The 20,423-nt window shown below is 51.2% G+C and carries 15 protein-coding genes; 9 read left to right on the plus strand and 6 right to left on the minus strand.

Annotation, left to right across the window (positions count from 1 at the left end; genetic code table 11):
* Window positions 1-7: 7 nt before the first annotated feature.
* Window positions 8-2,668: a phosphotransferase RcsD gene (gene rcsD, locus ABLV66_RS07755; RefSeq protein ID WP_348876075.1), complete on the minus strand. Its 2,661-nt coding sequence runs from the start codon at window positions 2,666-2,668 to the stop codon at window positions 8-10.
* A 772-nt stretch (window positions 2,669-3,440) separates the two neighbouring features.
* On the opposite strand from rcsD, the gene ABLV66_RS07760 reads away from it, so the two are divergent.
* The 6 genes from ABLV66_RS07760 to mgtE all read left to right on the plus strand — a co-directional run bounded on the left by ABLV66_RS07760 (window position 3,441) and on the right by mgtE (window position 10,824).
* Window positions 3,441-4,553 (plus strand): porin OmpC, encoded by a 1,113-nt coding sequence (locus tag ABLV66_RS07760; RefSeq protein WP_045391399.1) that lies wholly within the window; start codon window positions 3,441-3,443, stop codon window positions 4,551-4,553.
* 103 nt (window positions 4,554-4,656) lie between these two features.
* Window positions 4,657-5,709 carry an FAD:protein FMN transferase ApbE gene (gene apbE, locus ABLV66_RS07765; protein ID WP_348876073.1) on the plus strand — a complete coding sequence of 351 codons (1,053 nt, stop codon included), beginning with the start codon at window positions 4,657-4,659 and terminating at the stop codon, window positions 5,707-5,709.
* Between the two features lie 72 nt (window positions 5,710-5,781).
* Window positions 5,782-6,852 (plus strand): bifunctional DNA-binding transcriptional regulator/O6-methylguanine-DNA methyltransferase Ada, encoded by a 1,071-nt coding sequence (ada, locus tag ABLV66_RS07770; protein WP_045391396.1) that lies wholly within the window; start codon window positions 5,782-5,784, stop codon window positions 6,850-6,852.
* A complete protein-coding gene (alkB, locus tag ABLV66_RS07775) occupies window positions 6,852-7,511 on the plus strand; it encodes a DNA oxidative demethylase AlkB (protein WP_348876072.1) in 660 nt (219 codons plus the stop codon). The genes ada and alkB overlap by 1 nt, the downstream gene beginning before the upstream one ends.
* Before the next feature lie 68 nt (window positions 7,512-7,579).
* Window positions 7,580-9,223, plus strand: coding sequence for a multidrug ABC transporter permease/ATP-binding protein (locus tag ABLV66_RS07780; protein ID WP_047043236.1), 1,644 nt, complete (start codon window positions 7,580-7,582; stop codon window positions 9,221-9,223).
* Between the two features lie 164 nt (window positions 9,224-9,387).
* Window positions 9,388-10,824, plus strand: coding sequence for a magnesium transporter (mgtE, locus tag ABLV66_RS07785; RefSeq protein WP_045391390.1), 1,437 nt, complete (start codon window positions 9,388-9,390; stop codon window positions 10,822-10,824).
* Here mgtE and ABLV66_RS07790 read toward each other — a convergent pair.
* On the minus strand, window positions 10,787-11,995 hold the full coding sequence (locus ABLV66_RS07790) for a SulP family inorganic anion transporter (protein WP_047043234.1): 1,209 nt from the start codon (window positions 11,993-11,995) through the stop codon (window positions 10,787-10,789). The two genes, mgtE and ABLV66_RS07790, sit on opposite strands and share 38 nt — an antisense overlap.
* Before the next feature lie 278 nt (window positions 11,996-12,273).
* Between ABLV66_RS07790 and mqo the strand changes: the two genes are divergently transcribed.
* A complete protein-coding gene (mqo, locus tag ABLV66_RS07795) occupies window positions 12,274-13,908 on the plus strand; it encodes a malate dehydrogenase (quinone) (RefSeq protein WP_047043232.1) in 1,635 nt (544 codons plus the stop codon).
* A gap of 46 nt (window positions 13,909-13,954) precedes the next feature.
* Here mqo and eco read toward each other — a convergent pair whose 3' ends face one another.
* A complete protein-coding gene (eco, locus tag ABLV66_RS07800; protein ID WP_348876117.1) occupies window positions 13,955-14,437 on the minus strand; it encodes a serine protease inhibitor ecotin in 483 nt (160 codons plus the stop codon).
* A gap of 144 nt (window positions 14,438-14,581) precedes the next feature.
* Window positions 14,582-15,691 (minus strand): AI-2E family transporter, encoded by a 1,110-nt coding sequence (locus ABLV66_RS07805; RefSeq protein WP_045391382.1) that lies wholly within the window; start codon window positions 15,689-15,691, stop codon window positions 14,582-14,584.
* A 227-nt stretch (window positions 15,692-15,918) separates the two neighbouring features.
* Between ABLV66_RS07805 and ABLV66_RS07810 the strand changes: the two genes are divergently transcribed.
* Entirely contained in the window at window positions 15,919-16,374 is a 456-nt protein-coding gene (locus tag ABLV66_RS07810; protein ID WP_045376845.1) for a GNAT family N-acetyltransferase, read from the plus strand.
* 115 nt (window positions 16,375-16,489) lie between these two features.
* Here the strand turns inward: ABLV66_RS07810 and ABLV66_RS07815 are convergent, their stop codons facing one another.
* Together ABLV66_RS07815 and ABLV66_RS07820 are read right to left on the minus strand one after the other, a co-directional pair.
* Complete coding sequence (locus ABLV66_RS07815) at window positions 16,490-17,317, minus strand: aminoglycoside phosphotransferase family protein (RefSeq protein WP_047043227.1); 828 nt, start codon at window positions 17,315-17,317, stop codon at window positions 16,490-16,492.
* 32 nt (window positions 17,318-17,349) lie between these two features.
* The gene (locus tag ABLV66_RS07820) at window positions 17,350-17,664 is read right to left on the minus strand and encodes a cupin domain-containing protein (RefSeq protein WP_045391377.1); all 315 of its coding nucleotides are present in this window, start codon (window positions 17,662-17,664) and stop codon (window positions 17,350-17,352) included.
* A gap of 1,018 nt (window positions 17,665-18,682) precedes the next feature.
* Between ABLV66_RS07820 and ABLV66_RS07825 the strand changes: the two genes are divergently transcribed.
* A complete protein-coding gene (locus ABLV66_RS07825) occupies window positions 18,683-20,386 on the plus strand; it encodes a DUF1761 domain-containing protein (protein WP_348876070.1) in 1,704 nt (567 codons plus the stop codon).
* Window positions 20,387-20,423 lie beyond the last annotated feature (37 nt).

Raw genomic sequence — 20,423 nt, forward strand, 5'->3', positions numbered from 1 at the left:
TACCTTGCTACAGCAAGCTCTTGACGTAACCGTCAATGTCGCTGATGTATTTTTCTATACCTTGAGCATCTCTTTCATGAATCAGATGCTCAAGCGCTTCACATAACTGCTTGCCGGGTATCAGATTAAGCATCGCAAACGCCCCTTTGAGGCGGTGAGCGGTCTGCGCCAGCGCAGCGAAATCGCTGATGGTTAATTCAGTATACAATCTCTGAACATCATCCGGAACAGTGTCGGCAAACAGCGCGTAATAACCGCTGGCATGGAGTTCAGCATTCCCTTCATTTCCAGTGGAGGTGGGCTGAATCTCTTCTTGCGCCAGCTGCTGCTCAATCAGCTGCAGGATAGCTTCCTGCATGGCAGTGCTGATATTAAAATTGACGCTCAACTGACCAGGGCCAATTTTGCGTATCCCAACCTCATCATCGCTTAAAAGCAAGCCTGAAGCAGTAAGATTAGACGGATTATCAGTTAAAAAGAGATCGTACTCTTGACTTGCGAGTCTTTCGTCCGGGGTGATGCAGCTTGCGCCCCAGCTCTCTAACTGGCGCGTCACGATGCGGCGTACTTCATTGGCGGTAATGTCAATCATCACGACTACATCGTCTAACAGGTGTTCGCCGGAGTCGCTCTCTTCCTCGCTTGCCGCCATTTTAAGGTGTAGCGAGTAGCGGGTGCCGAGCGATTCTCGCGCCTTAATATTAAGCTGCCCGCCAAGCTTGCGGGTTAAACGGTCGCATAACCAGAAGGTGAGGGCATTGGCCTTGCCGTACTGGTCGGCTTGCGTCTCGTTAAGGAACGGGAAGTGCATATTATCGATTTCATTAGCGCTTACGCCGTTGCCGGTATCAAGAATACGGAAAGTCAGCCGATCGTCGGCAGATTCATCTTTGCTCACCTCAAGGGTGATTTTACCGATAGAGGTAGTGGTGATCGCGTACTGAATCAGCAGTAATAGCGTGCGGCGCAGCGCGTCGCGATCGCCGTAGCGCTGCTCGTTGGCCGGCAGCGCGTTATTGATTAACAGCTGAAGTCCCTTGCGTTTTACCATCGGTAGGACTTCAGGAACCACTTCATCTATTAAGCCCTGAATGGAGAATAAACCGGGGGTAGTTTTCCAGGCGTCGCTTTCCAGTAAGTTCGCCAACTGAATCTCATCGACCAGATGAACCAGTTCATCCGCGCGCTGCGCCAGTTTACGGCTCTCATTAATGCCGATGGCCGCCGCTTCATGCGCCAGCGCCTGCGCCGGTTCTTTCAGCGCGGCGCCGATGTTCTGCATAAAGGCGATACGCCCCTGCTGATTTTTTTCATACAGACGCTGGGCCTGTTTGAGCTTTTTGTTCACCAGTACTTCTCTGTCCTGGTCGCGAATAATCAGGATCTGCGTGCGAGGAGCAACCTGGCTACGGTACTGGCGGATTTCATAAAGTTCATTATTGATCGTCGCCTGAATGACCCCTTGATGCTGATCGGCCATGTTGGTGATGTTCTGCAGGTTCAGATGAGGCAACAGATGATCGGCGATCGGGTTGCTGATAATAGTGCGATTGGCTTCCTGATCGTGCACCAACAGGCCCAGCGGCAGCAAAGAGACAATCTCTTCATTAATTGCGCGCTGAGCGCGAAGCTCGCTGTTGGCGGCGGTGGGTGCCGCGCTAACGCTGCCAGGATTACGGCGACCGCTATAGTGACGGAATGTGGTAAAGCCAAACAGGGTTAATGCCAGCAGACCAATGGTGAGCAGCAGCGGCAGTAAAATATTCTGCAGGGATTCCATCAGCAAAGTGCTGAACGGCACGACCCACACCAGCCGCATGCCGGTGGTATTGATGGCGGTAGTTATCTCAATACGCAGGCCATTGAAGCTGACGCTAACGTTATCAACGGCTTCTTTATCAGGGCTGTTGGCGGCATTCTGCGCCGGATCTGCCTCCAGACGGAAGCTGTCCAACGACATGCTCGGGGGGATGAGGTCGTTAATCGGTAAATCGAAGGCCACCACCGTTGCCAGGTGGCCCGGTTGGTTAAAGGTGGTACGCAGCGTGAAGTAGTGGCCATTTTGCCAGGTCAAATGGCGCAGCGAAGAAAAGGTTTCCCGTTCGTCCAGCGTATTTGCCTGCAGCAGCATTTCGGCGCGGCGGGATTCCACCACGCTGCTAATCGTCGATTCTTTAAAACTCGAAGACAGATCTTTCAGCGGCAGGGTAGAGACCAGAATCAAGCTGTTATCCAGCCCGTTCAGATAATACATCGACCAGGGGATGGTTTCCGCGCCCCATAGAATATCGAGGTAATTAGAAATTTTCTGCGTCATCTCAAGCGTCGAGCTGTCATGAGATCCGAAAATCAGCGCCTCGGTTTTGCGCCGAGGCTTTTCCAGATAGTAGACATCCTGCTTTAGCCGGGTTTCCTGCAGCCCATCGCTTGAAGTACTGGAACTGGTGGCTGCGATATTGTCGTAAATCTGCCAGGTGGCGTAACGCCAGGTATCGATGCGTTTGTGCAACGCGTGGCTGATATCAACCACCTGGTAACTTCTGTCTTTTAGCCACGTATTGACCGAGCTTTGGATCATCACGCCCATCGTCGCGAGCAAGACGATAACCATCAAAATGAAGAAGCGGGTGATGTTGCCTGGGATCAGGGAGAATTTTTTTTGGGTCATCGCGTAGCAGAGCTGCTCAGTAGTGTTTGTAAACAAGATGTTGCGCCATAGTGACGGGCAGCACAACGAATACTGGCTGGAAGTATAAAGGCTAAAACGGGAAATCCATACAACAGATTGACGCTGAGGGATCTTTTAATGCTGAGATTTGTCTCAAAACCATAGCGACGACGAATATGTACAGTGGAATTGATCTTGTACAATTAACTGGCATTTGTTGCAGGTAAATAGCACGAAAAAACAAGAAATTGGCGAAATAGGCTAACTTTCATTCGGAATTGATTGATTAATAGTCGTTATTTTTTTTATGCGATAGCACAGCATAATTAAAGATACGTAAAGAAGGGTAAAAAAAACCGGATGCGAGGCATCCGGTTGAAATAGGGGTAAACAGACATTCAGAACTGAATGACGGTAATAAATAAAGTTAATGATGATAGCGAGGATTATTTTAGTCTTCGGGGAAGATTTTGTTTTACCATTCAGTGCTATACATTTACATGCTTTCAATAATTTGATTTTAAAGATAAATATTATTTTTTTGATTTTTGATGCTTATTTTGGCGACCATTATCGTGCCTGAAAAGTTCCTTGATATTTACAAATTGAAACATCTTGTGCGCATTTTGAAACACCTTAGAAGTTTTCGTATCATATTCTTGTTGGATTATTCTGCATTTTGCAGCACAATGAATACAGCCGACTGATTAGAAGGGTAATCAGTAAGCAGTGGCAATAATAAAAGGCATATAACAAACAGAGGGTTAATAACATGAAAGTTAAAGTACTGTCCCTCCTGGTACCAGCACTGCTGGTAGCGGGCGCAGCAAATGCGGCTGAAATTTATAACAAAGACGGCAACAAATTAGATCTGTACGGTAAAATTGATGGTCTGCACTACTTCTCTGACGACAAGAGCGTAGACGGCGACCAGACCTACATGCGTATCGGCGTGAAAGGCGAAACCCAGATCAACGACCAGCTGACCGGTTACGGCCAGTGGGAATACAACGTTCAGGCTAACAACACCGAAGGTTCTGACAAGCAGTCCTGGACCCGTCTGGCATTCGCTGGTCTGAAATTCGGCGACGCGGGTTCTTTCGACTACGGTCGTAACTACGGCGTTGTATACGACGTGACTTCCTGGACCGACGTTCTGCCGGAATTCGGCGGCGACACCTACGGTTCCGACAACTTCCTGCAGTCCCGTGCTAACGGCGTTGCTACCTACCGTAACTCTGACTTCTTCGGTCTGGTTGACGGCCTGAACTTTGCTCTGCAGTACCAGGGTAAAAACGGCAGCACCAGCGGTGAAGACATGACCAACAACGGTCGCGGCTTCCAGAAACAGAACGGCGAAGGCTACGGCACCTCCGTTACTTATGATATCTGGGACGGCATCAGCGCTGGTTTCGCGTACTCCCACTCTAAACGTACTGACGATCAGAACGTTAATGGTGTTATGGGTCACGGCGACGACGCTGAAACCTATACCGGTGGCCTGAAATACGACGCTAACAACGTATACCTGGCGACTCAGTACACCCAGACTTACAACGCAACTCGCACTGGCGACATCGGTTTTGCTGACAAAGCGCAGAACTTCGAAGTGGTTGCTCAGTACCAGTTCGATTTCGGCCTGCGTCCGTCCATCGCTTACCTGCAGTCTAAAGGTAAGGACCTGTCCATTCGTGGCACCGGTATCAACTATGGCGACCAGGATATCCTGAAATACGTTGACCTGGGCGCGACCTACTACTTCAACAAAAACATGTCCACCTACGTTGATTACAAAATCAACCTGCTGGACGACAACGACTTCACCCGCGCTGCCGGTATCTCTACCGACAACGTCGTTGCTCTGGGCCTGGTTTACCAGTTCTAAGCAAGCTGAAGTGTTGAAAAAGGCGCCTGTGGGCGCCTTTTTTTATGCCCGGTTTAACCTCGCTGGTATACTCTGGCTGCCTTTGTAACAGGAGCCCGTTTTCATGGATACCACCTTTTTCCGCGCCGCCTTTATCGGCCTCTGCGTTCTGCTTACCGGCTGTGATTCCGCGACCTCCCCGGCCACGCCAAAATCCGCCGCCACCGTGCTCGATGGCAAAACGATGGGGACCTATTGGCGCGTTAGCGTCGTCGGGTTGGATCCGGCGAAAGCCGAAGATTTACGCCATAAAGTTCAGGCGCAGCTCGATGGTGACGATCTGCTGCTTTCGACCTGGAAAAACGACTCCGCGCTGATGCGCTTCAATCATGCCGCCACTACCGAACAGTGGCCGGTGAACGAAGCGATGGCGGATATCGTCACTCTGTCGCTGCGTATTGGCGCAAAAACCGCCGGAGCGATGGATGTTACCGTCGGGCCGCTGGTCAATCTATGGGGATTTGGCCCGGATAAGCAACCGGTAAAAACGCCGACGGAGCAGCAAATCGCGGCGGCAAAAGCGCGTACCGGGCTGCAGCATCTGACGGTGATTAACCGCGCCGATCAACAGTATCTGCAAAAAGATATTGCCGATTTATTTGTCGATCTTTCCACGGTCGGCGAGGGCTATGCCGCCGATCATCTGGCGCGGCTGATGGAGCAGGAAGGAATTGCCCGCTATCTGGTATCGGTTGGCGGCGCGCTGGTCAGCCGCGGGATGAACGGCGACGATAAACCCTGGCGAGTGGCGATTCAAAAACCAACCGACCGCGAAAACGCCGTCCAGGCGATAGTCGATATCAACGGCCACGGCATCAGCACCTCCGGCAGCTATCGCAACTACTACGAGCTGGACGGCAAACGTATTTCTCACGTTATCGATCCGCAAACCGGGCACCCCATCAACCATAAGCTGGTTTCGGTGACGGTGATTGCGCCGACGGCGCTGGAAGCCGACGGTTGGGATACCGGGCTGATGGTATTAGGGCCGGAAAAAGCCCAACAGGTGGCACACGAGCAGGGGCTGGCGGTCTATATGATTGTCAAAGAGGGCGACGGCTTTAAGACCTGGATGTCGCCGCAGTTCCGCACCTTCCTGGTCGGCGAGCAGAATTAAAAAGCAAGAAGCGCAGTTTTTTAGATCGGAGCAAGGCGCAAAGTAAGGATACACTTACAGCAGGAGCCCGCTATGAAACCGATGATTGCCGATATGACTAACGATGACCGCCGCTGGCAGGCGGTCTGCGAACGTGACGCCAGCGCCGACGGGCAGTTTGTCTTCGCCGTGTTGACCACCGGCGTCTGCTGCCGTCCCTCGTGCCGTTCACGGCGCGCGCTACGGGAGAATGTCCGCTTTTATTCTGATGTCGAAGCGGCAAAGGCCGCCGGATATCGCCCCTGTAAACGGTGTCGGCCGGATAATCTCGACCCCGACCAACAGCGGGTCGAGAAGGTGGCCGCCGCCTGTCGCCTGCTGGAACAAGAGGCGCCAATCACCCTTGAGGCGCTGGCGCAGCAGCTGGCGGTCAGCCCGTTTCACTTCCATCGTATTTTTAAATCGGTCACCGGGCTTACGCCCAAGGCCTGGCAGCAGGCGTGGCGCGCGCGGCGCCTACGCGAAGCATTAAGCCAGGGCGAGAATGTCACCCGCGCGGCATTAGCTGCAGGCTTCCCCGATTCCGCCAGCTATTATCGCCAGGCAAACGAGACGCTGGGCATGACCGCCCGCCAGTTTAAACGCGGCGGCGAAGATGTGGTGATTCGCTGGGTTTGCAGCGATAGCGCCTCTGGCCGGTGCCTGGTGGCGTTCAGCGAACGTGGCGTATGCGCCGTGTTGCTGGGCGATGACGATAAGGCGTTATATGCGCAGCTGGCGAGCTTGTTTCCCGGCGCCCAATTACAGCCGGGTGATGACACGTTTACCGAACGCGTGGCGCAGGTGGTTGCCCATCTGGATAATCCGCAGCAGGCGGTGAATTTGCCGCTGGATATTCGCGGTACCGCTTTCCAGCAACGGGTGTGGCAAGCCTTGCGCCAGATCCCGCCAGGCGAAACCCGCAGCTACCGCGAGGTGGCGCACAGCATTGGTCAACCGCGTGCGGTCAGAGCGGTTGCCGGGGCCTGTGCGGCTAATAAACTGGCGATAGTCATTCCTTGCCATCGGGTAGTGCGTGAGGGTGGGGCGCTTTCCGGCTATCGCTGGGGCAGCGAACGCAAAGCGCTGCTGCTGGCGCGCGAAGCAAAAATACGGGAGAAATAATGCTCGATCTGTTTGCCGATACGCCACCCTGGCAGGAGCCGCTGGCCCCCGGGGCGATGATATTACGCCGTTTCGCCGTTCAGCGCGCGCCGGCGCTGCTGCAGGCCATCGCCGGAGTGGCCAGCGCTTCTCCGTTCCGCCAGATGGTGACCCCCGGTGGTTATACCATGTCGGTGGCTATGACCAACTGTGGCCAACTCGGCTGGACGACCGATATGCACGGCTATCTCTATGCGCCGGGCGATCCGTTGACCGGCGAACATTGGCCGCCGATGCCATTGATTTTTCAGCAACTGGCGGCGGAGGCGGCGCAGGAGGCGGGCTATGCTCATTTCTCCCCGGACGCCTGTTTGATTAACCGCTACCAGCCTGGCGCGAAGCTGTCGCTGCATCAGGATAAAGACGAGCGGGATTTGCGCGCGCCTATCGTTTCCGTGTCGCTGGGACTGCCGGCAGTGTTTCAGTTTGGCGGGCTGAAACGTAACGATCCGCTGCGTCGGCTGCTGCTGGAGCATGGCGATGTGGTGGTGTGGGGCGGCGAATCACGGCTCTTTTACCACGGCATCCAGCCGCTTAAACCGGGGGAGCACCCGCTGACCGGCGCCTGTCGTTACAACCTCACTTTTCGCCTCGCGGGTCACCGGCAAAAACAAAAATAAGAATTATTCTTGCTGTCGTCGGCAAGCCGTTTAAACTGCTGGCTGTTTGCTTGTCCGGATCGTAGCTTATGGAATTACTTGTTCTTGTCTGGCGCCAGTACCGCTGGCCGTTCATTGCCGTCATGGCGCTCAGTTTGCTCAGCGCGGCGCTGGGTATCGGGCTTATCGCTTTTATAAACCTGCGCCTGATTTCCCTTGTGGATACCTCGCTCACCGTGCTGCCGGAGTTTCTCGGCCTGCTGCTGCTGTTGATGGCGGTCACGCTCGGCTCGCAGCTGGCGTTAACCACCCTTGGCCACCATTTCGTCTATCGCCTGCGCGGCGAATTTATAAAACGCATTCTCGACACCCAAATCGAAAAGATCGAAAAAATCGGCAGCGCTTCGCTGCTGGCGGGCTTAACCAGCGACGTGCGTAACATTACCATCGCCTTTGTGCGCCTGCCGGAGCTGGTGCAGGGGATTATCCTGACCTTCGGGTCCGCCGCCTACCTGGCTTTTCTGTCAGGTAAAATGATGCTGGTGACCGCGGTCTGGATGGCGGTCACCATCTGGGGCGGCTTTGTGTTGGTGGCGCGCGTCTATAAGCATATGGCGACGCTGCGCGAGACCGAAGATAAGCTGTATCATGATTATCAGACGGTGCTGGAAGGGCGCAAAGAGCTGACGCTGAACCGCGAACGCGCCGAATATGTTTTTAATCAGCTGTATCTGCCGGATGCCCGCGATTATCGCCACCACATCATTCGCGCCGATACGTTCCACCTGAGCGCGGTGAACTGGTCGAATATCATGATGCTTGGCGCCATCGGTCTGGTGTTCTGGATGGCTAATGGCCTCGGGTGGGCCAATACCGCGGTGGCGGCGACCTATTCCCTGACGCTGCTATTCCTGCGTACGCCGCTGCTGTCGGCAGTGGGGGCGCTGCCGACCTTGCTCAGCGCCCAGGTGGCATTCAATAAACTGCATCAGTTCGCGCTGGCGCCTTACCGCCCCGGTTTCCCCGAGCCGCAGGCGCATCCGCACTGGCAGACTCTGGAGCTGCGCGACGTCTCGTTCCGCTACCCGGATAACAGTTTTGCCGTCGGGCCGATTAATCTGACTCTCAAACGCGGCGAACTGGTGTTTCTGATTGGCGGCAATGGCAGCGGCAAGTCGACGCTGGCGATGCTGCTGACCGGGCTGTATCAACCGCTCTCCGGGCAGATCCTGCTCGATGGTCAACCTCTGGCGACGGAAAAACCAGAAGATTACCGCAAGCTATTCTCGGCGGTATTTACCGATGTCTGGCTATTTGATCGTCTGTTAGGGCCAAAAGGCGAACGCGCCGATCCGGCGCTGGTCGCGAAGTGGCTGGCGTATCTGAAGATGGACCACAAGCTGCAGCTGGAAGAGGGGAAAATCCTCGATCTGAAGCTGTCTAAAGGGCAGAAAAAGCGTGTGGCGCTGCTGCTGGCGCTGGCCGAAGAGCGCGATATAATTTTGCTCGATGAGTGGGCCGCGGATCAGGATCCGCATTTCCGCCGCGAGTTTTATCAGGTGCTATTGCCGCTGATGCAGCAAATGGGGAAAACCGTGTTTGCCATCAGCCACGATGATCACTATTTCCAGCATGCCGATCGCCTGCTGGAGATGCGCAGCGGCAAGCTGAGCGAGCTCACCGGCGTTGAGCGCGAACTGGCGACCCGCGACGCGGTAGCACGTACTGCTTAACGTTTTTGCTGGTTACCCGATCGGGCGTTTTCGTCCGATCGGGACATATTGCTGGTTTTTACAGCAGATAAATTGCTGGCGGTTATTATTTCCCCCTCCTCGCGCTATGCTTATGGCTGCGGCCATGCAGGTCGACTTCTATTCTCACAAGGATTGCCTGAGCGATGTCCGTTTTGCATAAAAAAAGCGCCCGATTACGCGATGAAGAACGCGCCCGCCTGATTTGGCTATTGAGCACTGATAAAGCCGTCACCTCCGCGCTGCTGGGGAAACTCACCCTCGCGGAGCGCTATGATGAAGGGACGCTGGCCGATGACCTGGCGGAAGTGGAAGTGCTGGTGTCGCATCTGCCGCCGCCGGATCTCGCCGATGCCCTGGAAGCGCTGCCTTATGACGCGCGTACCGCGCTGTGGGGGCTGGTTGCCGATGACAAGCGCGGCGAAGTGCTGCTGGAGGCGTCAGAGAGCGTATGGGGCGATCTCATCGACAAGATGAGCGACCACGACCTGATATTTGCCCTGCAATCGCTGGATATTGATGAACAGGTTTACCTGTTGCAGCACCTGCCGCGCGACTTAACCGGCCGCCTGCTGGCGACGCTGCCGCCGGATAAACGCGCGCGCATTCGCCAGATGATGCGCTACGCCGATAACACCGTCGGCGCGATCATGGAGTTTGAGGTGATTACCGTTCGCCCGGAAGCCACTCTGGCGGCGGTACAGCGCTATCTGCGCCGGTTGGGCAAAATGCCGGAAAACACCGATAAACTGTTCGTCACCACGCGCAATAAACTGCTGCTCGGCGAGCTGGAGCTGCAGACTATTCTGCTCAACGATGCGCAAAAGCGCGTTGGCGAGGTGATGGAAGGCGATCCGGTGACTTTCCAGCCGCAGGAAGAGGCGGAGAAAGTGGCGCGTACCTTCGAACGTGATGACTTACTGAGTGCTGCGGTGATTGATGCCGACGGCAAGCTGATGGGGCGTTTGACCATCGATGAAATCGTCGATGTGGTGTACGAAGAGACCGATAACGATCTGCGCCGGATGGGCGGACTGAGCGAAGATGATGATGTTTTTGCGCCGGTAAGCAAAGCGGTGAAAACCCGCTGGGCGTGGCTGGCGGTGAACCTCTGTACGGCGTTTATCGCTTCACGGGTGATCGATGGCTTTGAACATACCATTTCGCAGCTGGTGGCCCTGGCCTCGCTGATGCCGATCGTCGCCGGGATAGGCGGGAATACCGGCAATCAGACGATCACCATGATCGTCCGCGCGATGGCGCTGCAAAAGATCCAGCCGGGAAGTTTTACCTTCCTGATCCTGCGCGAGATGGGGGTGGCGCTGATTAATGGCCTCGTATGGGGCGGGATTATGGGGGCTATCACCTGGTGGTTATACGATGACCCGCAGCTTGGCGGGGTGATGACGTTGGCGATGATGCTCAATCTGCTGATGGCGGCGATGATGGGGGTTATCATCCCGATGGTGATGGTCAAGCTGGGGCGCGATCCGGCGGTCGGCTCCAGCGTGATGATCACCGCGATTACCGACACCGGCGGGTTCTTTATTTTCCTTGGTCTGGCGACGCTGTTTCTGATGTAAGCTGCGCTTTTACGCGCAGGCGGCGAGGGATGAGCGCCATTGCGATAAGCCCCGCCAGTACGCCGATCGCCAGATTACTGGTCGTGACCGTCACGACGACGGTTGCCGCCATGACCAGCGTTTCCGGCCACGGATTGCGCGCCAGCGCGGTTGGGCGAATACTCTGCCAGCTGAAGGTTTTCACCGCCACGATCACCATGACCCCGGCCAGCACCGCCATTGGAATTTTGGCCATCACCTGGCTAAGCGCCGTCACCAGAAGCAGCAGTACCAGACCGGCCACTATCGTCGATAGGCGGCTACGCGCCTTGCCCATTTCCACGTTAACGATAGTCTGGCCGATCATCGCGCACCCGGCGATGCCGCCATAGCAGCCCGCGAGGATATTGGCGACCCCCAGTCCTGCGCTCTCACGCGACTTATTTGACGGCGTATGGGTGAGATCGTCAACCAGCTTTGCCGTCAACAGCGATTCCATCAGGCCGACAAAGGCGATACTCAGGGCGCAGGGCCAGATAATTTTCAAGGTGCTTAAATCCAGCGGCACCGCCAGCGCGTTGAAGCCCGGCAGACCGCCGCCCATGGCGCCTTCATCACCCACGGTCGGCAGCAACTGTCCGCTGGTGACGGTATAAACGGTGAGAAGGACGATAGCAATAAGCGGCGCCGGCACGGCTTTGATAAAACGCGGCGCCCACAGCACGATGAGCAGCGTCAGAACGAACAGGCCGACGATGAGCGGCTGCCTGCTCCAGAAATGGGGAACCTGGGCGAAAAAAATAAGAATGCCGAGCGCATTAACAAAACCGGTCATCACCGCTGGCGGGATAAAGCGCATTAACCGCGCCATACCGCATACCCCAAACAAAATTTGAATAATACCAGCCAGAATGACAGCAGGCAGAATATACCCTACGCCATGCTGATGTACCATCGGGCCAATTACCAGGGCGACAGAACCTGCCGCCGCCGTCACCATCGCCGGACGCCCGCCGAGAACCGACATCGCCAGACAGAGCACCACTGAAGCAATCAGGCTGACCTGCGGGTCCACGCCGGCAATGACCGAAAATGAAATGACTTCAGGGATTAACGCCAGGGCAGTTAGCACGCCAGCGAGGGTCTCGCGTGTTATCAACGCCGGTGAGAGAGTGCGGGAAGTTGAGGGCATAAAAGTTCGCGGATGATTAAAAATTTGAAGGGAGAGAAGCCGCCGTTGGCGTGCGCTCCATCACAGAACGGGAGATGATAGCGCGGAAAGGGCTATCATACCAGTACAAAAAGTGATTTTGTGTACACATTTATTAAACATTTTTATAACAGATCTCAAAACTCAACTTAAAATTTAAACAATATTTAAATTTTTGAGTACAGGTGGTACCTTTGATCCCGAGAATCGTTTCACCTGCGCTAAATAAAAAAAGCGAGTAAAAGTAAGGCTCAAATCCGATGAAGAAAAAGATGGCCGTACCCAGCTCACAGGCGGTTGGTTCCAATACAAATCGGACCAACACCCGCCATGAGCAAGAGACGGATGTATTGTTGATTGGCGGCGGTATCATGAGCGCCACGTTGGGAACCTGGCTGCAGGAACTGGAGCCGGATTGGTCTATTACCATGGTCGAGCAGATGACCAGCGTTGCCGAGGAAAGCTCGAACGGCTGGAACAATGCGGGTACCGGCCATGCGGCGTTGATGGAGCTCAACTACACGCCGCAAACCGCCAATGGGATCAATATCGACAAAGCGGTCGATATCAATGAGTCCTTCCATATTTCTCGTCAGTTTTGGGCCCACCAGGTGACCCGCGGCATCCTGACTAAGCCGAAATCCTTTATTAACAGCGTGCCGCACATGAGCTTTGTGTGGGGCGAAGACAACGTTAACTTCCTGCGCGCGCGCTACGCGGCGCTGCAGCAGAGCGAACTATTCCGCGGTATTCGTTATTCTGAAGATCATCAGCAGATCAAAGAGTGGGCGCCGCTGGTGATGGAAGGGCGCGATCCGCAGCAAAAAGTCGCGGCGACGCGTACCGAAATGGGTACCGACGTTAACTACGGCGAGATCACTCGCCAGCTGATCGCCGGGCTACAGACGCATGATAACTTCTCTCTCCAGTTGGGTACCGTCGTTCGCCGCTTTAAGCGCAATGCGGACAACAGCTGGACGGTGACGCTGGCGGATGCCAACAATCGTCACCAGAAGCGGACGATCAAAACCAAATTCATCTTTATTGGCGCGGGCGGCGCTGCCCTGACGCTGCTGCAGGAAACCGGCATTCCGCAGGCGAAAGAGTATGCGGGCTTCCCGGTTGGCGGACAGTTCCTGGTGTGTGAGAACCCGGAAGTGGTTAATCATCACCTGGCGAAAGTCTATGGCCAGGCGGAAGTTGGCGCGCCGCCGATGTCGGTGCCGCATATCGACACCCGTATTATCGACGGCAAACGCGTGGTGCTGTTCGGGCCGTTCGCGACCTTCTCGACCCGCTTTCTGAAAAACGGCTCCCTTTGGGATCTGCTGGCGTCGACCAATACCTCGAATATTCTGCCGATGCTTAACGTCGGGATGGATAACTTTGACCTGGTGAAATATCTGATTAGCCAGGTATTGCAGAAAGATAAAGATCGTCATGCCGCGCTGTGCGAGTACTACCCGGAAGCGCGCAAAGAAGACTGGCGCCTGTGGCAGGCCGGCCAGCGTGTACAGATTATCAAGCGTGATAAGAAGATGGGCGGCGTGTTGCGTCTTGGCACCGAAGTGGTGTGCGATGATGAAGGCACCGTAGCCGCGCTGCTGGGCGCTTCTCCTGGCGCGTCGACGGCGGCGCCGATCATGGTGCAGCTGTTGGAGAAAGTCTTCAAAGACAAAGTACAGACGCCGGCCTGGCAGGCGAAGATGAAAGAGATCGTGCCGAGCTACGGCATGCGTCTGGATGGTAATCCGGCCGCTATTGAGCAGGCGCTGGCGTGGACCAGTGAAGTGCTGGGGCTACACTACGAGCCGACGACCGCGGCAGACGACGTGCCGCAGGCCGAACTCAAGCCGCTGACCGGCGGCAAACCGATGGCGGATATCGCGCTATAACAAAAACGGCAGCCCGAGGGCTGCCGTTTTGTATTACCGCTGGCGATTAACGCTCCACGGCATTACCGATAGTTTCTTCGGCTTTCCAGATGCGGTATTTCACTTCAACGTTGGCCGGAGTATAAACCACGATCGGCAGCTTGCTGTTGTAGCGCAGCATGGCTGCATCGCCGAGACCCGCGGTAACAAATTTCTTCTCTTTCTTACCGTCCGGGCAACCCATCATGGTTGATACCGGGCCGCTCAGCTTATCAAAGACATAATAATCATAGCCCCAGCCATGCAGGGTTTTGCTTTCCAGTTGTCCGCCGAGACGATGGTAGTTACAGTCGACTTCCAGCGTCTGGCCAATCATCAGTTCAACTTTTAACGCGGATTCATCCTGCTGCTGCGGCAGCTGAATCACCTGACGCTTCATCCCTTTTTCCGCTTTCGGATAGGGGGCGACTTTCTCCAACGGCTGCTCAGCGGCTAACGCGCTGGTGGAAACACAGGCAACGGCCAGCAGAGAAACAGCAAGCGTAGCGATTTTTTTTCACGGTTGATCATCCTTTATTATCGTTACTAACCAATACAGACTAACATCATTGGCCTGAATGGTAAGAGTTATTTACCATTATTTTCATTATGAATAGTGAAATGCACTAGTGAAGTGAAGTGAAGCGTGCGCCAGCTATTCATCGCGGCTGTTTTTGGCTTCTTCAATAAACTCTTCGTCCAGTAAGTCGGCGTTCCCGGCGTGTTCACGCCCCGATAACAGGTTCCAGCAGGCAATAAACAAGGCGGCAATCAGCGGGCCAATGACGAAACCGTTGATACCGTAGATTTCCATGCCGCCAAGAGTGGCAATCAGGATCAGGTAATCCGGCATTTTGGTATCTTTTCCCACCAGCAGCGGACGCAGAATGTTATCCACCAGGCCGATGACAATGACGAAGAAACCGACAATAAACGCCCCTTGCCACAATTGCCCGGTGGCGAACAGATAAATCGCCGCCGGCACCCAGATAATGGCGGAGCCCACCGCCGGGATGAGCGACAGAAAGGCCATTAAAGCGCCCCATAGAATGCTGCCATCAAGACCGACGATCCAGAATGCAAAGCCGCCGAGCGCCCCCTGTGCCAGCGCGACGGCGACGGTACCTTTAACCGTCGCCCGCGCGACGGCGGCGAATTTGGCAAACAGGTGCTGTTTGACATAATTGGATAGCGGCAAAGATTCAAGGATTAACAGCACCAGATAAGGGCCGTCTTTCAGCAGGAAGAACAGCAGGTATAACATAATGCCGAAGCTGACGGTAAAGCCGAACGTCCCTTTACCGATCAGGAAGGCGCTACCGGCCAGATATTGTCCACCTTTCAGGGCGGCATCGGATAGTTGCTGCTGAATCTGTTCCGCGCTGTCGAGATTGTGCTCTGAGAGGAAACTTCTGGCCCAGCTCGGGAGATGGGCAAACAGGTTCGCGACCACCGTCGGAAACTGGGTGTCATTATGCTGTAGCTTGGTGTAGACCACGTTCAGCTCGAAGGCTAGCGACGAAATGATAATCGCCAACGGGGTGAAAACAATAAGACAGATAATGACGACGGTCAGGAGCGCCGCGATGCCGTTGCGTTCACCGATGCGCGTACGGATATTGTTTTTTATCGGATTAAATATCACCGCCAGGATTGCGGCCCACAGGATAGCGGAATAGTAAGGGGAGAGTACGTCAAAAAAGGCCAGGGTAACGATCAGTAAAATAAGGATAAAAAATCCTTTGGGAAGTCCTTTAACTCTCATTGGGTCCGCTCCAGATGATAACGAATACAGTCGAATAATAGATGGAATTTAACAATTTGCCATCAGGATAATCGCAGTCTTAGCGGGAAGGGGAGTACAAACATTAAAAAGATGTGCTACAAGACGACATGATCATGTGTGGCGATCCGTCCGTGCAATTTAAATCATACATTTTTTCGTCAGGTGATAGGCTTGGGTTTATCTAACTATTTGAGGTATGGCCGAAAGTGAATATTTCCGAGATCTACGAGTGGCGCAAGAATAGCTACCTGGTCAGTACAGACAGAGAAAAACTGGATGTTAAGGCTATCCATCGGTATCTGACAAGGTCGACCTGGGCCAAGGGTATCAATCTTGACACTGTCGCTACATCAATTGAAAACAGCCTTAATTTTGGCATTTATCATCATGATACTCAGATAGGCTTCGCTCGCCTGATTACGGATTTTGCTACATTTGCCTATCTTTGTGATGTGTATGTGCTCGAAGAATATCAGGGAGAAGGGCTTGGAAGGTGGATGATGGAATGTTTGCATAATCATCCTTTATTTGAACAGCTTCGCAGAATTATGTTATTCACCACCACCGCGCCCTGGCTTTACGAAAAGTTCGGCTACCAGCCAGTAAACCAGGAAAACTACGCCTGGACTATTACCAGGCCTGATATTTATACCAAGGGATAAAATCTGTCTGGCAAACACTCATATTCAGGTACTTGTTGGCTTGTTTCCTGATGTATCTACTCTTGACGCGAAGCGGGCGTGCAGGAAATCACCATATCCAGTTGCGATATCCCACTCACGATTCCAATTCAGCAATCGCCAGTTCGGCAATTTTTATTGTTATTGAAGTCGTTTCGTTACTTGAGAGTGACCAGGCGGTTGAAAGACCGCACCACGCAATTATCCATTTGAGCAGGCGCTCTTTATCCATGTCTGCCATCCTGGTAACGATGCTTAGACGCTGTTTAAAGGTCTCTGGTACAGTCGCAACAGCAGGTACCGGATAACCAAGATCCGGATTAGTAAAAATATTAGCAAAGTCGAATCCCCGTTCACCTATCAGCCCTTTGGGGTCAATGGCTAACCAACCGGACGTTTCAAAATCAAGCACGTTACCGTGATGTAAGTCGCCATGTAATACAACCACATCTCGTGGAGAAGAAAGCAACTCTTCTGAAATTTCTGCGCAACGTGTCAGGATACCGCCATACTGCAAGGCGGCTGGTTTTAGAGGATAAAACCATTCACGCAGGGAGGTTAGCCGGGGGAACGGTCTTTTGGCGAATGAATGAAGCCGGTTCGCAGTCATACATAAAATACGACAAGCGATATCATCCCTATCTCCACGAGACATTGCTGATAAAGACGCGGAACCTGTGGCTCTTGAGAGAAGAATAGCTTCCTTTTCATGTGCAATCACATGGGCAGCGCCGTTCCCTTCCCACCATACCATGAGTGCATTACCGGCTTGTTCGTCAGTATCATCAGTGACTTTTAACATGGCTTTAATACCATGGGTTGCTGTTTTGACCGGATACAACTGTGACGTATGAGTGACAAATGGGGTGCCATCAGGAATGAGATTCCAGCAATTTAGCCAGGGTGTTAACTTGAACATATCCATAAAGCGGTCTTTAACATCCTTGCAATCAACGTTTAGACAACGTCCGTTTCGGGTAAATCAATGATAACCAGTATACCAAAGCTGCCCGTATCTACCGTATGAGGAATGCCAGCTTTTGCCACATAAAGCTGGCCAGACGATACAGTGATTTTTTCTCCCTTCACACTCAGCTCCAGTTGTCCATTAATGACCAGCAACCCCTCGTCATACTCATGTACTTCTTCAGCTACTGAGCGTTCATCCATTCGTACAACTTTAAGATTTGCAGTGCCAATGCGGCCTAATACATGAGAGTGCCAGGCTTCAGGTAATGCATGCGCTTCGGTTCTGAGGTCATAAAGCGACATAGCGCCATTCCTTTTGATGTGCGTTTATTGCTCTTATGCCATATAAGTTTCCTGCCGTCATATAACAAATATGGGAAAACAGGTTGAGTAAGAAGTATATATTTACTGAGTTGAATTTCCGCTGGGAGCGAGGGGCGGATGTCCTGCTTCATCATGATGGGCAGGGGGAGTTACAGCCGGCGGTTACGCGGTGAATGATCTATAGAGAAAGGCCGGGCAGGGAGACACGTTTCAGGTCTGGAGTGAAGGAAGGATCGAGTTTTTCGACGGGGTTTCACCCCCTGCAAAAAACAGGCACAAAAAAACCAGCCATAAGAGGCTGGTTTTTCGAAGGTTTTTGGTCGGCACGAGAGGATTTGAACCTCCGACCCCCGACACCCCATGACACCGCTTTCAAAACGCTGAAAGCCGCGCCATTACTGGTGGTGAGGGATGTTTGTATGTATAAACAGACAGTGCTTTTTTGGCAAAATCTGCTCTATATACATCAATGAGTTAGGGGATAGTTTCACCCCAGATATTTGAACATTTTAGTTCAGTGCTTACCTATCGTTTTCAACATTATGCAGTGAAATGGAGCAGATGAACTCTGGCAGGTGTAAATCGTGTACGCAGATCACATAAGTGAGACTAGATGAAATACGGCATTGCTTTCAATGCCTACTCCTATGGGAGTATCTAAAACTAAATACTCTATGCTGCATTCCGTTTCAATTGTGATGGTGAGTTATGCTGGGCTTTGTAACAAGGGTTGAAGGTCAATCGGGACTCAATGAACCCGCTCGACACGACATATTGTTCTGAAAATTACGTTAGTTAAGCAAAAATAAGAACAAATACACAATGTTATGCTTTTGATGACGGGGGGGATTGTTTAACACGATAAGAGCAAGCACACAATCTTCACATGTTTACTGCGAAGGTGTATTATTACTTTACAATTTTTTACTAACGTTGTGACATTCCATAGGCTGCAAAAATATTTTATTGCTTGCTATAGGGTAAAAATGGATAAGCTATGATGATACATAATCAAAGGGATGTTTTTTTTGGTGTCCTTAAAAATAAAGCAAAAACATTTGTATTTTTATTCTTTTATATATTGTCTCTATTTCTTATTTTGAGGAGTGGCGTTTTTTTTCAATATTTTACTGGTGCTTTTAATCCTGGTAATTGCTATGAATGTTCTATGAAAATTGATTATATAAAACAATTTTATTTTTCAAGCGATACCTTTTATTATTTCTTTCCTGCTATAATTATTTCGTTGGCAGCTTTATTTATCAAGAAAAGGCTTCAAAGTTATCTTTCACTATTAACTATTATTTGGGGTGCTTTAACTGTAACGGATTTGTTTTTGTCTTATATATATCAAAGATTAACTCTAAATGATTTTATACTTAATTTGATATATAACTTGGCTGGTGCCTTGATTTTGTCGTTTATTGTATGCGTATCAAACTCCATTGTTTTTTACTTGCATAAAAAAAAGGGTGTTTCTATATTTTTATCTTGTATAGTTCCTTTTATTATATCAATAATTTTAACGTTGTCGCTTACGGTACTTATTTATCTTGTATATGCAAGACAACCTGTTGAGGTAGAACTTGATGTTTCCGAAGGCGCTAATATTGGTTATTCTGGAAGCCCAGATAATGAAGATTCATTTGGATTCTTAAATGATAAACTGACAAGCACTCCGACTTATCTAGATGTTATGCGTAAAGGGGAGTTTGTTTATAATGATAAAAAGGGTTTGAGTGCCGCGAATATATTTATTATTTCAGGTTGTTTTTCTATGCCCACTCTACTCGAACATCCCCCGGTAGACAAAAACAAAACTATATTGAATGCAACATCTATAGTTTTGAAACAAGATTTTCCAATGATGGGTTATATTCAAGGTGATTCGGTACAAGTGACTCCACACGGTGCTTCTCAATTGATGTTAACCAAAGAAAGCAAAGAATACATGTTAGCATCAAGTATAAGTAAGTCGAAAATCGTATTTAATACAAATAATGCTAAAACAGTTTCAGCTTTTACTTTTTTGCCAATTAGCGATCACACCTATTTAGATAAGTATCACTATGATATCATAGTAAATGATAAAAAATATACAATAACAAATTTGATAGAGCCAAGATCAAGGTTAGATGCAAATAAGAAAATGAAATGTGAATATCAACAGTTATCAGCTGATAGCTACACCTATGAGGTTAAGGGGAAATATTTAACCGGAATTCTAATTTCAGTTATTCCTGATGATATAATTATCTTTAAAAACTCACCAACAATAACATTAAGCGCCGAATTTGCTTTTTATAAAAAAACCTATCCGAATATTGAAAAAATATATGATGATATTAGTAATGGAAAGTTAATTTCTTTGAGGGGGAAGGGGCTTAGTCAAATCATCATAAATGGTAAGAAACTTGAGATTAAACCAGAGTCTGACGTGATTATTTACAGTGGAAATTTGGTTGGGCTTGTTAATAAGAATAAAAAAATAAAAATATATGGAACTGCGGATTTGTTGTTTGTAGATGACAAAATGTTAAACATAAGAAAGATAACATATCTTAAGTCTAAGTTGGAAATATTTGGAACTTCATTTTCTGATGTTATTAAGTACTTATTTAGTGTAGGTTTCATAGTTCTAGTGGGGCGATTTATATATTCTTATTTTAGGGATGAATCAAATGAAAATTTATTTATTTAAGGGATTTTAATGTTCATGTTTAATGTGTTATTTAAAG

The sequence above is a fragment of the Klebsiella sp. CN_Kp073 genome, from assembly GCF_040065495.2.
Lineage (GTDB): Bacteria > Pseudomonadota > Gammaproteobacteria > Enterobacterales > Enterobacteriaceae > Klebsiella > Klebsiella aerogenes.

Coding starts and splice junctions, on each gene's coding strand:
- ABLV66_RS07760 (WP_045391399.1), top strand. CDS start 3,441: ATGAAAGTTAAAGTACTGTCCCTCCTGGTACCAGCACTGCTGGTAGCG.
- rcsD (WP_348876075.1), bottom strand. CDS start 2,668: ATGACCCAAAAAAAATTCTCCCTGATCCCAGGCAACATCACCCGCTTC.
- ABLV66_RS07780 (WP_047043236.1), top strand. CDS start 7,580: ATGGAATTACTTGTTCTTGTCTGGCGCCAGTACCGCTGGCCGTTCATT.
- alkB (WP_348876072.1), top strand. CDS start 6,852: ATGCTCGATCTGTTTGCCGATACGCCACCCTGGCAGGAGCCGCTGGCC.
- apbE (WP_348876073.1), top strand. CDS start 4,657: ATGGATACCACCTTTTTCCGCGCCGCCTTTATCGGCCTCTGCGTTCTG.
- ABLV66_RS07820 (WP_045391377.1), bottom strand. CDS start 17,664: ATGTCGCTTTATGACCTCAGAACCGAAGCGCATGCATTACCTGAAGCC.
- mgtE (WP_045391390.1), top strand. CDS start 9,388: ATGTCCGTTTTGCATAAAAAAAGCGCCCGATTACGCGATGAAGAACGC.
- ABLV66_RS07790 (WP_047043234.1), bottom strand. CDS start 11,995: ATGCCCTCAACTTCCCGCACTCTCTCACCGGCGTTGATAACACGCGAG.
- ABLV66_RS07825 (WP_348876070.1), top strand. CDS start 18,683: ATGATGATACATAATCAAAGGGATGTTTTTTTTGGTGTCCTTAAAAAT.
- ABLV66_RS07815 (WP_047043227.1), bottom strand. CDS start 17,317: ATGGATATGTTCAAGTTAACACCCTGGCTAAATTGCTGGAATCTCATT.
- ada (WP_045391396.1), top strand. CDS start 5,782: ATGAAACCGATGATTGCCGATATGACTAACGATGACCGCCGCTGGCAG.
- ABLV66_RS07805 (WP_045391382.1), bottom strand. CDS start 15,691: ATGAGAGTTAAAGGACTTCCCAAAGGATTTTTTATCCTTATTTTACTG.
- mqo (WP_047043232.1), top strand. CDS start 12,274: ATGAAGAAAAAGATGGCCGTACCCAGCTCACAGGCGGTTGGTTCCAAT.